This is a genomic window from Streptomyces sp. NPDC005262, assembly GCF_042872425.1.
Lineage (GTDB): Bacteria > Actinomycetota > Actinomycetes > Streptomycetales > Streptomycetaceae > Streptomyces.
Genome location: NZ_JBIAKK010000012.1, coordinates 177573 through 195378, shown reverse-complemented (window position 1 = coordinate 195378; position 17806 = coordinate 177573). Strand labels below are relative to the sequence as shown.

At 70.6% G+C, this 17806-nt stretch carries 18 protein-coding genes; 10 read left to right on the top strand and 8 right to left on the bottom strand.

Features of this window, described 5'->3' with window-relative positions; translation table 11 throughout:
* Window positions 1–37 precede the first annotated feature (37 nt).
* Window positions 38–1273, top strand: a complete 1236-nt coding sequence (locus ACFYP5_RS27045) for a threonine aldolase family protein (protein WP_389040829.1) — start codon at window positions 38–40, stop codon at window positions 1271–1273.
* A gap of 37 nt (window positions 1274–1310) precedes the next feature.
* Here ACFYP5_RS27045 and ACFYP5_RS27040 read toward each other — a convergent pair whose 3' ends face one another.
* On the bottom strand, window positions 1311–1580 hold the full coding sequence (locus tag ACFYP5_RS27040) for a hypothetical protein (RefSeq protein WP_389040827.1): 270 nt from the start codon (window positions 1578–1580) through the stop codon (window positions 1311–1313).
* Window positions 1581–1684: 104 nt separating this feature from the next.
* Between ACFYP5_RS27040 and ACFYP5_RS27035 the strand changes: the two genes are divergently transcribed.
* Window positions 1685–2797 carry a DUF5937 family protein gene (locus tag ACFYP5_RS27035; protein WP_389040825.1) on the top strand — a complete coding sequence of 371 codons (1113 nt, stop codon included), beginning with the start codon at window positions 1685–1687 and terminating at the stop codon, window positions 2795–2797.
* 23 nt (window positions 2798–2820) lie between these two features.
* Here the strand turns inward: ACFYP5_RS27035 and ACFYP5_RS27030 are convergent, their stop codons facing one another.
* Entirely contained in the window at window positions 2821–3498 is a 678-nt protein-coding gene (locus ACFYP5_RS27030) for a response regulator (protein WP_389040823.1), read from the bottom strand.
* 41 nt (window positions 3499–3539) lie between these two features.
* Complete coding sequence (locus tag ACFYP5_RS27025) at window positions 3540–4739, bottom strand: sensor histidine kinase (RefSeq protein WP_389040821.1); 1200 nt, start codon at window positions 4737–4739, stop codon at window positions 3540–3542.
* 96 nt (window positions 4740–4835) lie between these two features.
* On the opposite strand from ACFYP5_RS27025, the gene ACFYP5_RS27020 reads away from it, so the two are divergent.
* Both ACFYP5_RS27020 and ACFYP5_RS27015 read left to right on the top strand, forming a co-directional pair.
* Entirely contained in the window at window positions 4836–5867 is a 1032-nt protein-coding gene (locus ACFYP5_RS27020) for an SAM-dependent methyltransferase (RefSeq protein ID WP_389040819.1), read from the top strand.
* A 123-nt stretch (window positions 5868–5990) separates the two neighbouring features.
* Window positions 5991–7133: an NADH-quinone oxidoreductase subunit D gene (locus ACFYP5_RS27015; RefSeq protein ID WP_389040817.1), complete on the top strand. Its 1143-nt coding sequence runs from the start codon at window positions 5991–5993 to the stop codon at window positions 7131–7133.
* 58 nt (window positions 7134–7191) lie between these two features.
* Here ACFYP5_RS27015 and ACFYP5_RS27010 read toward each other — a convergent pair whose 3' ends face one another.
* The 4 genes from ACFYP5_RS27010 to ACFYP5_RS26995 all read right to left on the bottom strand — a co-directional run bounded on the left by ACFYP5_RS27010 (window position 7192) and on the right by ACFYP5_RS26995 (window position 10749).
* Window positions 7192–8205: a hypothetical protein gene (locus tag ACFYP5_RS27010; RefSeq protein ID WP_389040815.1), complete on the bottom strand. Its 1014-nt coding sequence runs from the start codon at window positions 8203–8205 to the stop codon at window positions 7192–7194.
* Window positions 8206–8311: 106 nt separating this feature from the next.
* The gene (locus ACFYP5_RS27005; protein WP_389040813.1) at window positions 8312–9289 is read right to left on the bottom strand and encodes an ABC transporter substrate-binding protein; all 978 of its coding nucleotides are present in this window, start codon (window positions 9287–9289) and stop codon (window positions 8312–8314) included.
* 68 nt (window positions 9290–9357) lie between these two features.
* The gene (locus ACFYP5_RS27000; RefSeq protein WP_389040811.1) at window positions 9358–10032 is read right to left on the bottom strand and encodes an ABC transporter permease; all 675 of its coding nucleotides are present in this window, start codon (window positions 10030–10032) and stop codon (window positions 9358–9360) included.
* A 3-nt stretch (window positions 10033–10035) separates the two neighbouring features.
* A complete protein-coding gene (locus ACFYP5_RS26995; RefSeq protein ID WP_389040809.1) occupies window positions 10036–10749 on the bottom strand; it encodes an ABC transporter permease in 714 nt (237 codons plus the stop codon).
* Between the two features lie 131 nt (window positions 10750–10880).
* Between ACFYP5_RS26995 and ACFYP5_RS26990 the strand changes: the two genes are divergently transcribed.
* Entirely contained in the window at window positions 10881–12068 is a 1188-nt protein-coding gene (locus tag ACFYP5_RS26990; protein WP_389040807.1) for an ABC transporter ATP-binding protein, read from the top strand.
* 31 nt (window positions 12069–12099) lie between these two features.
* Here ACFYP5_RS26990 and ACFYP5_RS26985 read toward each other — a convergent pair whose 3' ends face one another.
* Complete coding sequence (locus ACFYP5_RS26985; RefSeq protein WP_389040805.1) at window positions 12100–13221, bottom strand: alpha/beta hydrolase; 1122 nt, start codon at window positions 13219–13221, stop codon at window positions 12100–12102.
* A 139-nt stretch (window positions 13222–13360) separates the two neighbouring features.
* Here ACFYP5_RS26985 and ACFYP5_RS26980 point away from each other — a divergent pair, with 139 nt between their 5' ends.
* From ACFYP5_RS26980 to folK, 5 genes are all read left to right on the top strand, one after another.
* Window positions 13361–15202 (top strand): phosphatidylglycerol lysyltransferase domain-containing protein, encoded by a 1842-nt coding sequence (locus tag ACFYP5_RS26980; protein WP_389040803.1) that lies wholly within the window; start codon window positions 13361–13363, stop codon window positions 15200–15202.
* Window positions 15203–15295: 93 nt separating this feature from the next.
* Window positions 15296–16093 (top strand): dihydropteroate synthase, encoded by a 798-nt coding sequence (gene folP, locus ACFYP5_RS26975; RefSeq protein WP_389040903.1) that lies wholly within the window; start codon window positions 15296–15298, stop codon window positions 16091–16093.
* Window positions 16090–16572 (top strand): nuclear transport factor 2 family protein, encoded by a 483-nt coding sequence (locus ACFYP5_RS26970; protein WP_389040801.1) that lies wholly within the window; start codon window positions 16090–16092, stop codon window positions 16570–16572. The genes folP and ACFYP5_RS26970 overlap by 4 nt, the downstream gene beginning before the upstream one ends.
* A 181-nt stretch (window positions 16573–16753) precedes the next feature.
* Entirely contained in the window at window positions 16754–17113 is a 360-nt protein-coding gene (folB, locus tag ACFYP5_RS26965; protein ID WP_313937934.1) for a dihydroneopterin aldolase, read from the top strand.
* On the top strand, window positions 17110–17721 hold the full coding sequence (gene folK / locus ACFYP5_RS26960; protein WP_389040799.1) for a 2-amino-4-hydroxy-6-hydroxymethyldihydropteridine diphosphokinase: 612 nt from the start codon (window positions 17110–17112) through the stop codon (window positions 17719–17721). Before folB ends, folK begins: the two co-directional genes overlap by 4 nt.
* The last annotated feature ends 85 nt before the right edge of the window (window positions 17722–17806 follow it).

The following is a 17806-nucleotide window of genomic DNA, read 5'->3' as shown; positions in this document are numbered from 1 at the left end:
TGTGGGCGGGGACCGCCTTCTGCGTGATGATCGTCCCATGGCAGACAGGCACGAGCAGGCACGAGCGCAGACGCCGGACGAGGTCCGGGACGAGGTCCGGGACCGGGCGGGGGACGGGATACGGGACGGTGAGCCGGACCGCGAAACGGCTGAACGGTTCCGGCGGATCGCCGCCTGGCGCCGGGCCGAGCGGATCCTTTCGCGGCCGCCCGTCGACCGCACCCTCGGCGAGCAACTGGCCGACCTGGGTGCGTACGCCGGTTCCGTCGCCGATCTGGACAGGCCCGCGGACATCTACGGCGACGGGATCGTCGCCGTACTGGAGCAGCGCGTCGCCGATCTGCTCGGCATGGAGGCCGCGGCCTTCTTCCCGACCGGAACGATGGCTCAGCAGGTCGCCCTGCGCTGCTGGGCAGGACGCACCGGCAGCCCGACCGTGGCACTGCACCCGCTCGCCCACCCGGAGGTGCACGAGCGCGGTGCTCTGGAGTCGGTGAGCGGGCTGCGTACCGTCCACCCGACGGCCGAGCCACGGCTGCCCACCGCGCAGGAGATCCGCGACTTCGCCGAACCCTTCGGCACGCTGATGCTGGAGCTGCCGTTGCGCGACGCCGGTTTCGTACTGCCGGAGTGGGAGGAGCTGGAGGACGCGGTGGCGGCCGCCCGCGAACGCGATGCAGTGGTGCACTTCGACGGCGCGCGACTGTGGGAATGCGCCCCCCGCTTCGGGCGCGGGCTGCCGGAGATCGCAGCGCTCGCGGACAGCGTGTACGTGTCGTTCTACAAGACCCTCGGCGGACTGTCCGGGGCCGCGCTCGCCGGTCCGGAGTCCCTGATCGAGGAGGCCCGCACCTGGCGCCACCGGTACGGCGGCCAGCTCTTCCAGCAGTTCCCCGCGGCGCTCTCCGCGCTGGTCGGCCTGGACCGGGAGCTGCCGAAGCTGTCGTCCTACGTGGCACAGGCGAAGGTGGTGGCCGGCGCCCTGTCCGAGGGCTTCACGGAGTCCGCGGTTCCGTGGTTCCGGGTGCATCCGGAACCGCCGCACACGCACCAGTTCCAGGTCTGGCTGCCGTACGGGGCGGAGGCCCTGACCGAGGCTGCGGTACGGCAGGCGGAGGAGACGGGCGTGGCACTCTTCCGCAAGTGGCACCCGGCTGCGGCGGGACCGCCCGGGGTGTCCTTCACGGAGGTCACGGTGTCGGAGGCCGGGCTGGAGTGGACCCCGCGGGATGTGCGGATGGCGGTGGGGGAGTTCGTGAAGCGGCTGGGTTAGCGGGGGCGCCGGAGGCCGTCCGGCGGCCGCTCCGTCCTCAGACGCCGGAGGGGCTGGAGTTGCCCGGCGGGGTGGAGTTGTCCAGTGAGTCCGCTGAGGTGGGGCGGTGGCCGCTGGTGAACAGTTCTCGAAGCGCCGTCCGCCAGCGGCGGCGTGCCGGGAGGCCCGCCATCACCGCGTCGAAGCGGCGCCGGTCGCGTACGTCCCGTGCCACCGCCCAGTCGTGCCGGCCGGGCAGCGGCGGCGGCAGTTCCCCGTGCTGGGCTGCCCGATAGCTGTCGATCATGTGCTGCTGCATGGCGTCCATGAACTCAGCGTGGGCCGGTGCCGGCAGTCCCGCGCGACGATTGACGACCCCCGTCAAACGGCGCCTGACGTATTCACCGCACCCCGCACTATGGAGGGGTGAGCGTGAACATCGACATCGCGGGACTGCCGCCCGAGCGCATCGTCTTCGAGACCTCCCCCCTCGCCGAGCTGGGGCTGGCTCTGCATGCGCTCTCCGAGCCGGGGCACCATCCCGGGCTTCACGGCTGGGCAACGGCGACCGCCGCCTCGCTGGAGCCCGACCTGGCCGACCGGCTGCACGAGGCCGAGTTCCTGTGGCGCAACACGTTCTCCGACGTCTTCATGCCGTTCGCCGGGGTGCGCGGCGGCGACGGCCGGACCGGGGCGACGCTCGCCGAGGATCTGGACATCCTCGACCGGCTGGACGACGAACGGTTCGTCGCCTCCGCCCTGGAGTTCACCTGCGCCAGTCTGTACGGGATCGGCGCACCCTCCCCGCTCAGCGACCCGATGATGCGTGCCCGCGCACTGGACATGGCGGCGGCGCGCGGCCCGCGGCAGGTGGAGTTCACCCGGCAGTTGCTGGCCGACCCCGTCCCCGTACGCCGCTGGGTCCGGCGTCTCTTCGAGGACTGCGACGAGGCTTTCTTCGCGGACACCTGGCGGCGGGTCCAGGTCCAGCTGGTCGCCGACGCCCGGCACAAGACGGATCTGCTGCGCCGCAAGGGGGCCGGTGAGGCGTTGGGCGCGGTGTCCGCCGCGCTCTCGCTCGACGAGGGCGCGTGCAGGATCAGCGCCGACAAGATGACGGAGGGTTCGACCACCGCGACCGACCCGGCCGTCGGTGCCGGGCTCACGCTCATCCCGACCAGCTTCGGCTGGCCGCATCTGATGGTGCTGCACGCGCCGGGCTGGCGGCCGGTGATCCACTATCCGGTGCGCCGGCCCGAGCTGCCCTCCCCCGCCTCGGTCGAAATGCTCCAGCTGCGGATGGAGGCCCTGGCCCACCCCATGCGGATGCGGCTGTGCCGCAACCTCGCCCGTTCTCCGTACACGACCGGTGAGCTCGCCGACTCGCACAGCATCACGGCGCCCGAGGTCTCCCGGCATCTTTCGGTACTGAAGAAGGCCGGTCTGGTCACCACGCGGCGGCGCGGCCGTTACGTACTGCATCAGCTGGACCTGACGGTGGTGGCCAGGCTGGGCAGCGACTTCCTGGAGGGCGTGCTGCGGTGAGGTGACCGGCGCGCCCGCCCTTGTCAGCCCGCCCCGCCTCCGCCGGCCCGCACCAGCCCCGTCTCGTACGCGAGCACGACGACCTGAACCCGGTCCCGCAGGTTCAGCTTGGTGAGGATGCGGCCGACGTGCGTCTTGACCGTCGCCTCGGAGAGCACCAGCCGCGCCGCGATCTCGCCGTTCGACATGCCCTGCGCGACCAGCAGCATCACTTCCCGTTCGCGTTCGGTGAGCTTGCCGATGTCCTTGTGCTCGGGTTCGTCGGTGCTGCTCGGCAGCAGGGGCGAGAAGCGGTCGAGCAGCCGCCGGGTGGTGGACGGGGCGACGACCGCGTCGCCGCTGTGCACCGAACGGATCGCGCCCAGCAGTTCGGCCGGCGGCACGTCCTTGAGCATGAAACCGCTGGCCCCGGCCTTCAGACCGGAGAAGGCGTATTCGTCCAGGTCGAACGTGGTCAGGATGAGCACCTTGGGCGCATCGGGCCGGGCGCAGATACGCCGGGTCGCCTCGACACCGTCCAGCCTCGGCATGCGTACGTCCATCAGCACCACGTCGACGGCGGTGGCGCGAAGGTTCTCGATCGCCTCCGCGCCGTCGCCGGCCTCGGCGACGACCTCCATGTCCGGCTGCGCCGCGAGCACCATCCGGAAGCCGGTGCGCAACAGCACCTGGTCGTCGACGAGCATCACGCGGATCGCCATGGGTCTTGTCTCCTGTTCCTGTCCGGCAAGGGGGCAGTGGGCTAGTGGGCGGGCTTGAGCGGCAGCAGTGCGCTGATCCGGAACCCGCCGCCGGGACGCGGCCCGGCGTCCAGCGTGCCGCCGACCATGCCGACCCGCTCGCGCATACCGATCATTCCGTGACCTGCGCCGTCGGCGCCGCCGTCCTCGTACAGTTCGTGCGCCGCGCCCCGGCCGTCGTCGTCGACCAGCAGCCCGAGCCCGTCGTCGAAGTAGACCAGCCGCACGCTGGCCCCGGCGTCCGGGCCCCCGTGCTTGCGGGTGTTGGTCAGGGCTTCCTGGACGATGCGGTACGCCGTCAGCTCGACGCCGGTGGGCAGCGGGCGTGGCGTGCCCTCGATCTTGAAGTCCACCGCCAGACCGGTCCGGCGGACCTGCTCGATCAGGTCCTCGATCTGCTCGACGTCGGGCTGCGGGACGTACTCCCCGCTCTCCTGGCTGTCGCCGGTGCGCAGCACGCCGAGCAGCCGGCGCATCTCGGCGAGGGCCTGCCTGCCGGTGCCGGAGATGGTCTCCAGGGCCTGCCGGGCCTGGTCGGGCGCCGCGTCCATCACGTACGCCGCCCCGTCGGCCTGCACCACCATCACCGAGACGTTGTGCGCCACGACATCGTGGAGTTCGCGGGCGATGCGGGCCCGCTCGGCGGCCACGGCGACCTTCGACTGCGCCTCGCGCTCCCGCTCCAGCCGGGCGGCCCGCTCCTCCAGCTGACTGAAGTACGCCCGCCGGGTCCGCATCGAGTCGCCGAGCACCCAGGCGAGGACGAACGGCACGGTCATGACGACGACGACGAAGACCTCCTGGACCCAGCCGCCCCGGGTCTCGCTGGGCCAGCGCAGCTGCGAGAGACCGGCCGCGCCCAGGCTGCAGACCAGTGCGAGCCGTGAGGCCCATCGCTCGCCGACCGTGGCCACCGTGAAGGTGATCACCAGCATGGCGAAGTTCGCGACGCTCGGCCTGACGTCGAGCACCAGCTGCGCGACGCCCGCCGCGACGGCGAGCAGCAGCATCTTCTCCGGCGCCCTGCGGCGCAGCGCGACGACCAGGCAGAGGCCGATGACGACCGGCACGGCAGCCAGCGGCTGCGTGCCGCGGCTGGGGTCACCCACGATGAACACGCCGGAGAGCCCGAGGAGGACGACAGCCCAGAAGATGTCGACGCCCGTCGGGTGTCTGCGGATGAAGTCGTAAAGGCGCTGCACGTAACCCAGCGTAGGGACAGGCGGCAGGTGGGTGGGTCAGCCGGAGGGTCGATCCGGTTCCTGGGACCGTACTCCCCAAGGTGGAGACTTGGCCCCGTGACGGATGAGTGGCGTGGGTGGCAGGAGGCGGCCGAGACCGCTTTGTACGGGGCCGGGGGGTTCTACCGGAGCCTCGAAGGGCCGGCCGGGCACTTCCGTACGTCCGTGCACGCGTCCCCGCTGTTCGCCGCCGCAGTGGCCCGGATGCTGGTCAGGACGGCGCGGGAGCTGGGGACGGACACGGTCGATCTGGTGGATCTGGGGGCCGGGCGGGGAGAGCTGCTGACGGGGGTGCTTGCGGCACTGCCCGGGATCGCCCCGGCGGGACTTTCGGTACGGGCGTACGCGGTGGAGATCGCCGGGCGGCCGGCCGGCTTGGACCCCCGGATCGAGTGGTGCGCCGAGCCGCCGCCGGGGGCGCGGGGGCTGCTCTTCGCCAACGAGTGGCTGGACAACGTCCCGACGCCGGTCGCGGAGACCGACGCGGACGGCATCGACCGGTACGTCCTCGTCAGGACGGCGGACGGCGCCGAGCGGCTGGGTGAACCAGTGGCCGGGGCGGACGCCGCCTGGCTGCGGCGCTGGTGGCCGTCGGCCGGGCCGGGCAGCCGTGCGGAGATCGGCCGGCCGCGCGACGAGGCGTGGGCGCGGGCGGTCTCCACCCTGTCCGCGGGGCTCGCGGTGGCTGTCGACTACGCCCACGTACGGCAGGCGCGGCCGCCGTTCGGCACGCTGACCGGCTTCCGGGCGGGGCGCGAGGTGCGGCCGGTGCCGGACGGCAGTTGCGATCTCACCTCGCATGTCGCGCTCGACGCGTGCGCGGCGGCCGGTGCCCTGGGCGGCGAGGAAGCCGAGGTGGTGGACCAGAGGGAGGCACTGCGGGGGCTGGGTATCAGCGGGGAGCGGCCGTCGCTCGGTCTGGCCTCGACCGATCCGGCGGGGTACCTGCGCGCGCTCGCGTCGGCGGGCGAGGCGGCTGAGCTGACCGCCCGCGGCGGGCTCGGGGACTTCGGCTGGCTGATGCAACGGGTGACGCAGGGGCCTTGTCCGGCGGCCGCGTCCGGCACTGCCGGCCCCCCTGGCGGTTGAGGTCGTCTCTCGGCCCGTCCGTCGTCGAGCGCCGGGGGGCCGGGACGGGAAGGGGCGCTCAGACGGGCCCATCGCAGGCGCCCCACCCCGCACCGCCCCCGGCGCTCAGGGAATACTGGCCGTATGACGGAGACGACAGTCGGCATCGGCGGCGCGGCGGAGAGCACCGACATGGTGCTCAACATCGGGCCCCAGCACCCCTCGACCCACGGCGTGCTCCGTCTGCGGATCGTCCTCGACGGCGAGCGGATCCAGCACGCCGAGCCGGTCATCGGCTACATGCACCGCGGCGCGGAGAAGCTCTTCGAGGCCCGCGACTACCGGCAGATCGTGATGCTCGCCAACCGCCACGACTGGCTGTCGGCGTTCTCCAACGAGCTGGGCGTCGTGATGGCCGTCGAGCGGATGCTCGGCATGGAGGTCCCGGAGCGCGCGGTCTGGACGCGGACCCTGCTCGCCGAGCTGAACCGGGTGCTGAACCATCTGATGTTCCTCGGTTCGTACCCGCTCGAACTGGGCGGTATCACTCCGGTGTTCCACGCCTTCCGGGAGCGCGAGGAGCTCCAGGCCGCGATGGAGGAAGTCTCCGGCGGCCGGATGCACTACATGTTCAACCGGGTCGGCGGTCTCAAGGAAGACCTCCCGGCGGGCTGGCTGGGCCGCGCGCGGGACGCCGTCGCGTCGGTCCGCTCGCGGATGGACGTGTACGACAGGCTGGTGCTCGGGAACGAGATCTTCCGGGGCCGGACCCGCGGTGTCGGCGTGCTGTCCGCCGAAACCGTGCACTCGTACGGGGTGTCCGGTCCGATCGCCCGCGCCTCCGGAGTCGACTTCGATCTGCGGCGCGACGAGCCGTATCTCGCGTACGGGGAGCTGCAGGACACCCTCAAGGTCGTCACCCGTACCGAGGGCGACTGCCTGGCCCGGTTCGAATGCCTGCTGGAGCAGACCCACAACGCCCTGGACCTGGCGGACGCCTGCCTGGACCGGATGGCCGAGCTGGCGCCCGGTCCGATCAACCAGCGGCTCCCCAAGGTGCTCAAGGCCCCCGAGGGCCACACCTACGCCTGGACCGAGAACCCGCTCGGCATCAACGGCTACTACCTGGTGTCCAAGGGCGAGAAGACCCCATACCGGCTGAAACTTCGCTCCGCCTCGTACAACAACATCCAGGCGCTCACCGAACTGCTGCCAGGGACGCTCGTCGCCGACATGGTGGCGATCCTGGGTTCGCTGTTCTTCGTGGTCGGCGACATCGACAAGTAGCCGGCGGGGCCCCGGGCCGGCCCGCTGCCGCCGGCCCGTGACGGGATCCGCCGGCCCGCTACGAGATCGCGCTGCGCAGTCCGGCGACGTCCAGCTGTTCGGTCTCGTCGTGCGCCGTCAGGTCGATGACCTTGCCGACGGTGCGGTTCGCGGCCGTGCCCGTGCGGTGCGCTGCCAGTGCCTCCTCGCCGACCACGTCGGCGAGGTCCTCGTTCTGCACGGACTCGATCGCGGCGTGCGCCTTCTGCGTACCGAAGAAGTCGAAGCTTCCCTGCGGCACCGGATGGCGGCGGGACGCGGCGTACGGAACGACCGCGCTGGCAGCCGGGACCGTGCGCGGCGCCGGGAGCACCGTCGACGGGCGGCGGGCCGGGGGCAGGGCGGCCTGCGGGCGGCGCTGCTCGGTGCCCGGTGCCGCGGTCGCCGCGTGCTTCCCCTGCGGCTCCTCGGCCTCCCGGGCGCGCTCCTCGAGATCACGCTTCCTGGCCTGCTCGGCGGTGCGGCGGGCCTCCTGGAGCGCGGCGTTGCGGCTGAGATCCTGCAGGGCCTGGGCGGCGCGCAGATACGCGGCCGGCGTCGGCGTGGAACGGGCGGTGGGCAGCTCCCGGGGCGTGGCGGCCGCTTCGATCGCGAGCTGCCTGCGGCCCTCCAGCGCGCTGGCCCGCTCGGTCTCGGCGTTGGCGTACCGGCGCAGCAGTGCGGCGTGCTCACCGCGCAGACCGGCGAGCTCCACGCGCTTGCGGCGCAGCTTCGTCTCGAGCCGGACGCGCAGCGTCCGCGACTCGTCGAGGTCGGCCTCGAGCTCCGCTATGCGCTCCTCGGTCTTCCATTCGTCGCTGGCACGGGCGCGCGTCAGATCCGCGACGCGGCGGCCCGCCTCCCGGTCCCAGGCGCGCATCAGATACGCCCCGGTGACGGCGGCGGCCGCCGCGGCGGCGACCAGTCCGCGCAGGACCAGGGGTTCGGCGAGCAGCCAGGCGCCCGCCGCACAGACGACTGCCGCTCCGGCGACGACCGACGGAGGAAGGATTCTGTGCAGAGGTGGCGAATGGCGATGACGTCCACGTGGCATGGCCTGAAATTTACCGTGCGTAGGGGTCACTTGGGAGGCCGCCCGGCAATCTGTTCCCCGGCAGTTACCTGACGGGCTTACCGGCGGCCTCCTAAGTCGACATCCGCTACTTCTTGATCAGGCCTTTCGACTGCAGATAGTCCTTGGCCACATCGGCGGGCTTGGCGCGCTCGGCGTCGACCTTGCGGTTCAGTTCCGCGAGGTCCTCCGTGGTGAGCACCTCGGTGAGCTTGCCGAGCGCATCGGCAATGTCCGGTGCGCCGGCGTCCTTGGCATTGAGAACCGGAAGGACGTTGTCCGCGTTCTGGAGCTTCTTGTCGTCGTCCAGGAACACCAGGTCGTAGCTGTCCAGCACCGCGTCCGTGGTGGTGGTGAGGACCAGCTGGTCCTTGCCGTCCTTCACGGCCTGCTTGGCCTGCGGGGTGCCGACGCCCTTGGGGTCGATACCGGTGACATCAATGCCGTACGTCTTCTTCAGACCCGGTGCGCAGAACGGCCGCACCTCGCACTCGTCACCCGCCGCGATCTTCACCTTCAGCTTGGAAGCACCGAGGTCCGAAAGAGTCTTCAGCTTGTGCTTGTCGGCGAATTCCTTGGTCACCGCGAAGGCGTTCTGGTCGACGGCGTCACCGGCCGGAAGCACCTTCAGTCCGCGCGGGGTGGCGAGCTTCTCCAGCGCGGCGACGGTGGCCGCCGCGTCACCGGAGGCAACCGGCTTCTCCTCGGCCGCCTTCGCGCCGTTCACCTTGGCGTTGAGGAATTCGGCGATCGTCGCGGCATATTCCGGTACGACGTCGATCTCGCCCTTCTCCAGGGACGGCTCATACAGTTCCCGGTTCTTCACCGTGGTGACCGAGGTGCTGTATCCGGTGTCCCCGAGAATCTGCGCGTACAGCTCGGCGACCACCTTGGACTCGGTGAACGCGGCGGCGCCGACGACGAGCGAGCCCTTCTTCCCGGAATCACCGGACGCGGCGGAACCGCCCTTGTCCTTCTCCAGGCTGTCGCCGCCGCAGGCTGCGAGCGAGCCGGCCAGCACGGCCATGCCGACGACCGCGCCCGCTATGCGCGAGGTCTTGCTCATGTTGTTCTCCGTCCACAGCAACAGGGCTGTTTGCGAGGTGTGTTGGGCACATGAATGGGATCGGGTGATCAGGTGGTCCGCCGGCGGCGGAGCGGCGACAGGGCGCGGTCCAGCCCCACCAGCACCGCCTCGACGAGCAGCGCGAGCACGGCGACGAGCAGCGCGCCCGCGACCACCTGCGGTGTGTTGTACGTGTTGAATCCGGCGGTGATGATCCGGCCGAGACCGCCCTGGCCGACCATCGCGGCGATCGTGGCCGTGGCGACGACCTGGACCGCCGCCGAGCGCAGACCGGTCATGATCATCGGGTAGGCCAGCGGGAGCTCGACCCGCACGAAGAGCTGGCCGCCGGACATCCCCATGCCCCGCGCCGCCTCCACCACCGACCGGTCCACCTCCGTCATCCCGACATAGGCGTTGGTCAGCAGCGGCGGCACGGCGAACAGCACCAGCGCGATGACCGTCGGCACATATCCGGCGTTGCGCAGCGGCGACACCATGAAGAGGGCCAGCACCGCGAAGACCGGGATCGCCCGCCCCACGTTGGAGACGTTGACGGCCAGCGCGCCCCCCTTCCCGATGTGCCCCAGATACAGGGCCGACGGCAACGCGATCAGGCAGGCCAGCGCGAGCGACACCCCGCTGACGTACAGATGCTCGCCGAGCCGGTGACCCGCCCCGCTCTCCCCCGACCAGTTGGCACCGGTGGTCAGCCAGGTCCAGGCCTCTCCGAGAACTCCCATGCGTCAGACCGCCCCTGCCGTAGCAGCCGTACCCACGGCGTCGCGGGTCCTCGGTATCCGGGTCCAGGGCGTCAGCAGCCGCTGCACCCCGAGCAGCAGCAGGTCGGCGACCACCGCGAGCAGGACGCAGAGCGCCGACGCGGTGAGCACCTGCGCCTTGAAGAAGCTCGGCAGGGCATCCTCGATGAGGTTGCCGAGGCCGCCTCTGCCGACGATCGAGCCGACGGTCGTCAGCGCGATCGTGGAGACCGTGGCGATCCGGACCCCGGCCATCAACGCGGGCAGAGCCAGCGGGAGTTCGACCTCCCACAGCAGCCTCCCCGGCCCGTACCCCATGCCCTTCGCCGCGTCCTTCGCCTCCTGCGGCACCGCTTCGAGCCCGGCCAGGATGTTCCGTACGAGAATGGTCAGCGAATACAGCACCAGGCCGGTGACGACGAGCGCGGCGGAAAGTCCGAACAGCGGCAGCAGCAGCGAGAACATCGCCAGCGAAGGCACGGTGTAGAGCACCGTCGTCAGACCGAGCACCGGTCCCGCGAGCCGCCGGCTGCGGCGCGCGAGCAACGCCAGCGGAAATGCCACGAGGAGTCCGATCACCACCGATACGGCGGTGATCCAGATGTGCTGGACGGTCGCATCGGTCAACTCCTGGCTACGGGAACGGAGATACTCCCCGCAGATCCAGTCGTTCGCCACCAGGCAGTTCTGTCCGGCCATCCGTCCCCCCATCTCCCGTTTGCCGTGTCGGACCGATGTCTGGCGACCCTATCCTCGACCACTGACAATCGCCGAGGCCGTTGTATTCCAGCAACATGTCCTTCACAGAACACGCGCCACAATGGGGAACCATGATCCGATTCGAGCACGTCACCAAGCGGTACGCGGACGGCACGACCGCCGTCGACGATCTCTCCTTCGACGTGGCCGAGGGTGAACTGGTCACCCTCGTAGGGCCGTCGGGCTGCGGCAAGACCACCACCATGAAGATGGTGAACCGGCTGATCGAACCGACCGAGGGCCGGATATTCCTCGACGGGGACGACATATCCGCCATCGACCCCGTCCTGCTGCGCCGCCGTATCGGCTATGTGATCCAGCAGGTCGGTCTCTTCCCGCACAAGACGGTGCTGGAAAACACGGCGACCGTTCCCCATCTCCTCGGCTGGAAACGGGGAAAGGGCCGGGAGCGCGCCGCCGAACTCCTCGACCTCGTGGGACTCGATCCGTCCGTTTACGGTGACCGATATCCGGACCAGCTCTCCGGCGGTCAGCGACAACGCGTCGGAGTGGCAAGGGCACTGGCCGCGGATCCGCCGGTACTGCTGATGGATGAACCTTTCGGAGCGGTCGACCCGGTCGTCCGTGAACGCCTGCAGAACGAATTCCTCAGACTCCAGGCACAGGTCCGCAAAACCGTGCTTTTCGTCACCCACGACATCGAGGAAGCCGTCCGGCTCGGCGACCGAATCGCCGTCTACGGGCAGGGCTCCATCGAGCAGTTCGACTCCCCCGCGACCGTGCTCGGTGCACCCGCCACCCCTTATGTCGCGGACTTCGTCGGCGCGGACCGCGGTCTCAAGCGGCTCTCCGTCACCCCCATCGAGGAGAGCGACCTCGACCAGCCTCCTGTCGTGCATCTGGACGACCCGCTCTCCCGGGCGACCGAACGGCTGCGCGCGGAAGGGGCGCGCTGGGCCGTCGTCCTGGACCGCGACGACAGACTGCACGGCTGGATCCCGGCGGACACCGCCCCCACCGAGGCCAAGGGCACGGTCCGTGAACACGCCCGCCGCATGGAGGCCTGGCTCCCCGTCGGCGCCCCGCTCAAGCAGGCGTTCGCCACCATGCTCCAGCACGACGCTGGCTGGATAGCGGTCATCGACGAGGAGAGCACCGGCCGCTTCCTCGGGGTGCTCACCCCGGCTCGCCTCCATGAAGCGCTGCGCCGCTCGATCGACGCGGACGCCCAGGACGTGCCCCGCGCAGAGGTGGCTGTGGAAACCGTGGCGACCATTGCCAGGCCCGGCTCTCACTGAGACCGGCCCCCGCCGAGCATGCGACGAGCGCTCAGTTCTCGCTGAGCCGGCTGCTCATCCACTCCAGCACCGAAGGGATCTCTCGTCGCCACGTGTTGAAGTTGTGCCCGCCGCTGTCCAGCACGATCGACGACACCTGGGCGGGCGCCCTCACCTTCGCCATGAAGTGCCGCGTGCCCCGGTAGTTCCCCTCGCCGTGCCGTGACGTGGTCACCAGGAAGGACGAGTCGGGCTGCGGCAGATGATCCAGGCTCCACAGCAGGTCGGCGCGCTCGCGGGCCCGCCGGCTCCCGTGGAAGAGATCACCGGTCGTCGGGTCCTCGGCCGCCCTGTAGTAGGCGGACAGTCCGGCGCTGGCCGCGAACCCGTCCGGGTGGTGCAGGCCGATCTTCAGCGCGCAGTAGCCACCCGTCGAGTTACCGATGATGCCCCAGTTCCGCGCCCGCTTCCCGACCCGGTACGCGTCCGAGACCGCCTGCGGCAGGTCCTTCGCGAAGAACGTCTCGGTCTGGGGGCCACCCTCTATGTCCACGCACTCGGTGTCCCTCGGCGGCGCGACCGTCGGCCTCAGCATCACCAGAATCATCGGCTGCGCCCGGCCGGACCTCACCCGATCGAGCGCGGTCCGCGGGTACTGAAGTCCCTTCAGGAGGTTCTCCGAGGTACCCGGGTAGCCGGTGAGGACGACGACCGCGGGGAACATCCGGCGGGCGTACTCGGACTGGAAGTACTCCGGCGGCAGATACACGTAGGCCGAGCTCTCGATTCCCGAGAGCCGTCCTGCGACGGCGACCTTGTCGATCCGGCCGACGGACGTGAGCCGCGATTCGCCCGGGACATCGGGCCGTTCCATACCGACCCGGACGATGTTCTTCGATGCCGACGCCCCGTCGGCACCGTCCACGACCACGCCCGGTTCCTGCTGCCGGCCGAAAAAATCGGCCCAGGAGCCGTAGAACTGAAAGGAGTTGTTTGCCAGCAGGCCAACCGAGGCGAAGAGCATCACCTGGGTGGCCAGCAACAGGCCGATCCGGCCGATCACCGCGGACACACTGCGGCGGGCGAGCCTCGGCCAGATACAGACGGTGGCGGCGAACAGAACGACAGCCAGCCCGATGGCCAGGGCCAGAACTGCCTTACTGGTGAGCCCCATAGTGGGTGAGCTTTCTTGTCAGGAAATTTCCGGGATGCGGGTGAACCCGCTGCCCGGAAGCCTCGTCCTAGAGGTCGCACATCGTCCGGGGCGCTTCGGCCGACGGACTCAGGAAACTCTCGCGGAGCCACGGGAAGCGATGTCTGTCACGCTAGATGGGGATAAATCGGGTTTGGTTCCGCGGGCTGTGCGCAAGCTCGTACGCGGACCGCGCCCGGAGGCCGTTCCGGCGCTCGTCGGCACCGCATGCTCGTTCGTCGGCCTGATCGACGTCGCCGCAGGTGTGTTCCCGCGCTTCAGGCACAGCCGGATGCACACGCTCGCCGAAGTGCTCCCCGGGGCCCTCGGGCCCTTCGCCGCCGCACTGTCGCTGAGCGCGGGAGTGCTGCTGCTCCTGCTGGCACACGGCCTCAAGCGGCGCAAGCGGCGGGCCTGGCGCGCCGCCGTGGCCCTCCTCCCGGCCGGTGCGGCAGCGCAGTTCACCTACCGCCACTCGGTCATCGGCACCGTCGTCTCACTGGCGCTGTGCTACCTGTTGGTCCGCCACCGGAGCGAGTTCACCGCGCTCCCCGACCCTCGGAGCCGTTGGAGGGCGCTCGCCAACTTCGTTCTCCTCGGGGCGGGTTCGCTCGGCCTGGGGCTGGTCATCGTCTCCGTCCACCCCGGCCGGGTCGTCGGGAACCCCTCCATCGCCGACCGGCTCCAGCACGTCCTGTACGGAATGTTCGGTTTCGAGGGCCCCGTCGAGTACGCCGGGGTGACCTCCTGGACCGTGGCGTACTCGCTCGGCGCGCTCGGCCTGCTGACCGCCGTCACCACCATCTACCTCGCGTTCCGCCCCGAACATCCGGCCGCCCGCCTCACCGAGGAGGACGAGCTCCGGCTGCGCGCCCTCCTCGACAGGCACGGCGGCCGCGATTCGCTCGGACACTTCGCACTCCGCCGCGACAAGGGTGTCGTCTTCTCCCCCAGCGGCAAGGCAGCCGTCTGCTACCGCGTCGTCTCCGGAGTGATGCTGGCCAGCGGCGACCCGATCGGCGACGTGGAGGCCTGGCCGGGCGCCATCGAGCGGTTCATGGACGAGGCCAAGGCGCACTCCTGGACACCCGCGGTGATGGGCTGCAGCGAGACCGGCGGCGAGGTCTGGACCCGCGAGACCGGACTCGACGCGCTGGAGCTCGGCGACGAGGCGGTGGTGGATGTCGCGGATTTCTCGCTCGCCGGGCGCGCGATGCGCAACGTGCGCCAGATGGTGAAGCGCATTGAACGGGCCGGCTACGAGACCCGCGTCCGGCGCGTCCACGACATCGGCGAGACCGAACTGGCCCGCATCCGGCGGGCCGCCTCGGACTGGCGCGGCACGGACACCGAGCGCGGTTTCTCCATGGCGCTCGGCCGGATCGGCGACCCGGCCGACGGCGACTGCGTCATCGCCACCGCTCACAAGGCCGACGAACGCACCGCCGACTCCGCGTACGGCGACCTGAAGGCCGTGATCCATTTCGTCCCGTGGGGTACGGACGGCATGTCCCTGGAGCTCATGCGCCGCGACCGCTCCGCCGACCCCGGCATGAACGAGCTGCTGATCGTCGCCTCCCTCCAGGACGCGCCCCGGCTCGGCATCGAGCGCATCTCGCTGAACTTCGCGATGTTCCGCTCGGCGCTCGCCCGCGGCGAGCGACTGGGTGCGGGCCCGGTGCTCCGGGGCTGGCGCGGCCTGCTCATCTTCCTGTCGCGCTGGTTCCAGATCGAGTCGCTGTACAAGTTCAACGCCAAGTTCCGGCCCCGCTGGGAGCCCCGCTTCGTCGTCTACCGCACCAGCCGCGACCTGCCCCGGATCTCGTTCGCCGCAATGCAGGCCGAGGGCTTCGTCAACGTCGGCCTGCCCCGTCCGTTCGCCCGCCGCTTCGCGTCCGCCCGGCCCCTCCCCTGCGCCCACGCACCGGTCACCGGGCAGGAGCACGGTGCCCGCACGGCATAACACTGCTCGGTACGGGCCTACGCTGGTCGCATGAGTACGTTGCGTGGACGAGGCACGGTCCAAGGCCTGCCGGAGTGGGACCGCTGTGCGGTCATGGGTGTCGTCAATGTGACCCCGGACTCCTTCTCCGACGGGGGCCGCTGGTTCGACACCACGGCTGCGATCAAGCACGGCCTCGACCTGGTCGCCGAGGGCGCCGACCTGGTCGACGTCGGCGGCGAGTCGACCCGCCCCGGCGCCAGCCGGGTGGACGAGTCCGAGGAGCTGCGGCGCGTGGTCCCGGTCGTCCGGGAGCTGGCCCGGGAAGGCGTCACGATCTCCGTCGACACCATGCGGGCCCGCGTCGCCGAACAGGCCGTCGCCGCCGGTGCGGCCCTCGTCAACGATGTGAGCGGCGGGCTCGCCGACCCGGACATGATCCCGGTCGTCGCCGCGTCCGGCACGCCGTTCATCGTCATGCACTGGCGCGGCTTCAGCGAGTCCATGAACAGCCGCGCGGTGTACGAGGACGTCGTCGCCGAGGTCGTCGCGGAGTTGCGGGTACGGATGGACGCCGTCGTCGCGGGCGGTGTCGCCCCCGAACGGATCGTGGTCGACCCGGGCCTCGGCTTCGCCAAGGACGCCGCCCACGACCTCTCCCTCGTCGCTCACCTGGACGAGCTGCGCGCTCTCGGCCGTCCGCTGCTGGTCGCCGCCTCCCGCAAGCGGTTCCTCGGCCATGTGCTGGCCCGTGAGGGCGCCGCCCCGCCGCCCGCCCGCGAACGCGACGCGGCCACCGCCGCGATCTCCGCCCTGTCCGCCCAGGCGGGCGCCTGGGCGGTCAGGGTCCACGAGGTCCGGGCCACCGCCGATGCCGTACGGGTCGCCCGCGCCGTCGAGGGAGCCGCGTGAGCGAGCGCCACGACGACCAGGCGGAGATCGCCGCCGACATCGCGGCGGTCGAGCAGGCCAACACCGCTTTCTACGAGGCGATGGAACGCGGCGATCTCGACGAGCTGTCCGGGCTCTGGCTCCCCGGCGAGGACCTCACCATCTCCTGCGTCCACCCCGGCTGGCCTGTGCTCAGCGGCCGCGGCGAGGTGCTGCGCAGCTATGCACTGATCATGGCGAACACCGAGTACATCCAGTTCTTCCTCACCGACGTCGGGGTCGCCATGACCGGTGACACGGCCCTGGTGACCTGCACCGAGAACATCCTCAGCGGCGGCCCGGCGGAGGACGGCGGCGAGCTCGGGCCGCTGGTGGGCCAACTCGTCGTCGCCACCAATGTCTTCCGCCGCACCGGGGACGGCTGGAAGCTCTGGTCCCACCACGGGTCGCCGGTGCTGGCCGACTCCGATGACGACGATGACGAGGACACGCCCTCCTGAGCGGGTATGCCTCCGAAAGGAATGGAATCCGGGACCGCGGGTAGGGGAGGCGGCTACCGGCCCTGTCCATAGCCCCGCGGGCGAGCACTGTCGGTGCTCGCAGGTAGATTCGAATGAGAGCACCTCGCCGCCCGCATGCGGCCCCGTGCCTCTACGACCAACGAAAGCAGGAGTGATTCGCGTGGATCGTGTCGCGCTGCGCGGCCTCAGGGCCCGTGGGAACCATGGTGTGTTTCCCCGGGAGCGGGAAGAGGGCCAGACCTTCATCGTGGACCTGGTTCTCGGCCTCGACACCCGCCCTGCGGCAGCCGCCGACGACCTGACGAAGACCGTGCACTACGGGGTGGTCGCGGAGGAAGTCGTCGAAATCGTGCAGGGGGACCCGGTCGATCTGATCGAAACACTCGCGGAACGCATCGCCCAGAAGTGCCTGGGGCACGAAGGTGTCGAGGAGGTGGAGGTCGTCGTCCACAAGCCGGACGCGCCGATCACCGTTCCCTTCGACGATGTGACCATCACCATCACCCGGAGCCGAGCATGACTGCATTTTCTACCGAGGGGCAGAGCGACCCGACCGTACAGCCGGTTCCCGCCTCCGTGGTCGAGCAGGTGGACGCCGCGGACATCACCCTTTCGAACCCCAAACGCGCTGTGCTCTCCCTCGGCTCCAACCTCGGCAACCGGCTGGAGACCCTGCAGGGCGCCATCGACGCGCTGGAGGACACCCCCGGTCTCCGGGTCAAAGCGGTCTCCCCGGTGTACGAGACGGAGCCCTGGGGCGTCGCCCCCGGCTCCCAGCCGATGTACTTCAACGCGGTGATCGTCGTGAAGACGACGCTTCCCCCGTCCTCCCTCCTGGAGCGCGGCCAGGCCATCGAGGAGGCGTTCGAGCGCGTCCGTGACGAGCGCTGGGGCGCGCGCACCATCGACGTCGACATCGTGGCGTACGCGGACGTCGTCTCCGACGACCCGGTCCTCACCCTCCCCCACCCCCGGGCCCATGAGCGCGCCTTCGTCCTCGCCCCGTGGCACGACATCGACCCCGAGGCCCAGCTGCCCGGCCGCGGCCCGGTCGCCGACCTGCTCAACGGCGTCGGACGCGAGGGCATACGTCCCCGGCCCGATCTGGAACTCCGCCTGCCCGAGTAGTCGTTAGGCTCAGGGCAGGCCGGTAACGGCACGGAACAGACGGACGGACACGGAGACCGACGGTCGGTCGACCGGCGGTGAAGGG

Excerpts from the sequence above, each read along its gene's own strand:
- ACFYP5_RS27045 (WP_389040829.1), top strand. The coding sequence starts at position 38 with ATGGCAGACAGGCACGAGCAGGCACGAGCGCAGACGCCGGACGAGGTC.
- ACFYP5_RS27040 (WP_389040827.1), bottom strand. The coding sequence starts at position 1,580 with ATGGACGCCATGCAGCAGCACATGATCGACAGCTATCGGGCAGCCCAG.
- ACFYP5_RS27030 (WP_389040823.1), bottom strand. The coding sequence starts at position 3,498 with ATGGCGATCCGCGTGATGCTCGTCGACGACCAGGTGCTGTTGCGCACC.
- ACFYP5_RS27015 (WP_389040817.1), top strand. The coding sequence starts at position 5,991 with ATGACGGAGACGACAGTCGGCATCGGCGGCGCGGCGGAGAGCACCGAC.
- ACFYP5_RS27010 (WP_389040815.1), bottom strand. The coding sequence starts at position 8,205 with ATGCCACGTGGACGTCATCGCCATTCGCCACCTCTGCACAGAATCCTT.
- ACFYP5_RS27005 (WP_389040813.1), bottom strand. The coding sequence starts at position 9,289 with ATGAGCAAGACCTCGCGCATAGCGGGCGCGGTCGTCGGCATGGCCGTG.
- ACFYP5_RS27000 (WP_389040811.1), bottom strand. The coding sequence starts at position 10,032 with ATGGGAGTTCTCGGAGAGGCCTGGACCTGGCTGACCACCGGTGCCAAC.
- ACFYP5_RS26995 (WP_389040809.1), bottom strand. The coding sequence starts at position 10,749 with ATGGCCGGACAGAACTGCCTGGTGGCGAACGACTGGATCTGCGGGGAG.
- ACFYP5_RS26990 (WP_389040807.1), top strand. The coding sequence starts at position 10,881 with ATGATCCGATTCGAGCACGTCACCAAGCGGTACGCGGACGGCACGACC.
- ACFYP5_RS26985 (WP_389040805.1), bottom strand. The coding sequence starts at position 13,221 with ATGGGGCTCACCAGTAAGGCAGTTCTGGCCCTGGCCATCGGGCTGGCT.
- ACFYP5_RS26980 (WP_389040803.1), top strand. The coding sequence starts at position 13,361 with ATGTCTGTCACGCTAGATGGGGATAAATCGGGTTTGGTTCCGCGGGCT.
- folP (WP_389040903.1), top strand. The coding sequence starts at position 15,296 with ATGGGTGTCGTCAATGTGACCCCGGACTCCTTCTCCGACGGGGGCCGC.
- folK (WP_389040799.1), top strand. The coding sequence starts at position 17,110 with ATGACTGCATTTTCTACCGAGGGGCAGAGCGACCCGACCGTACAGCCG.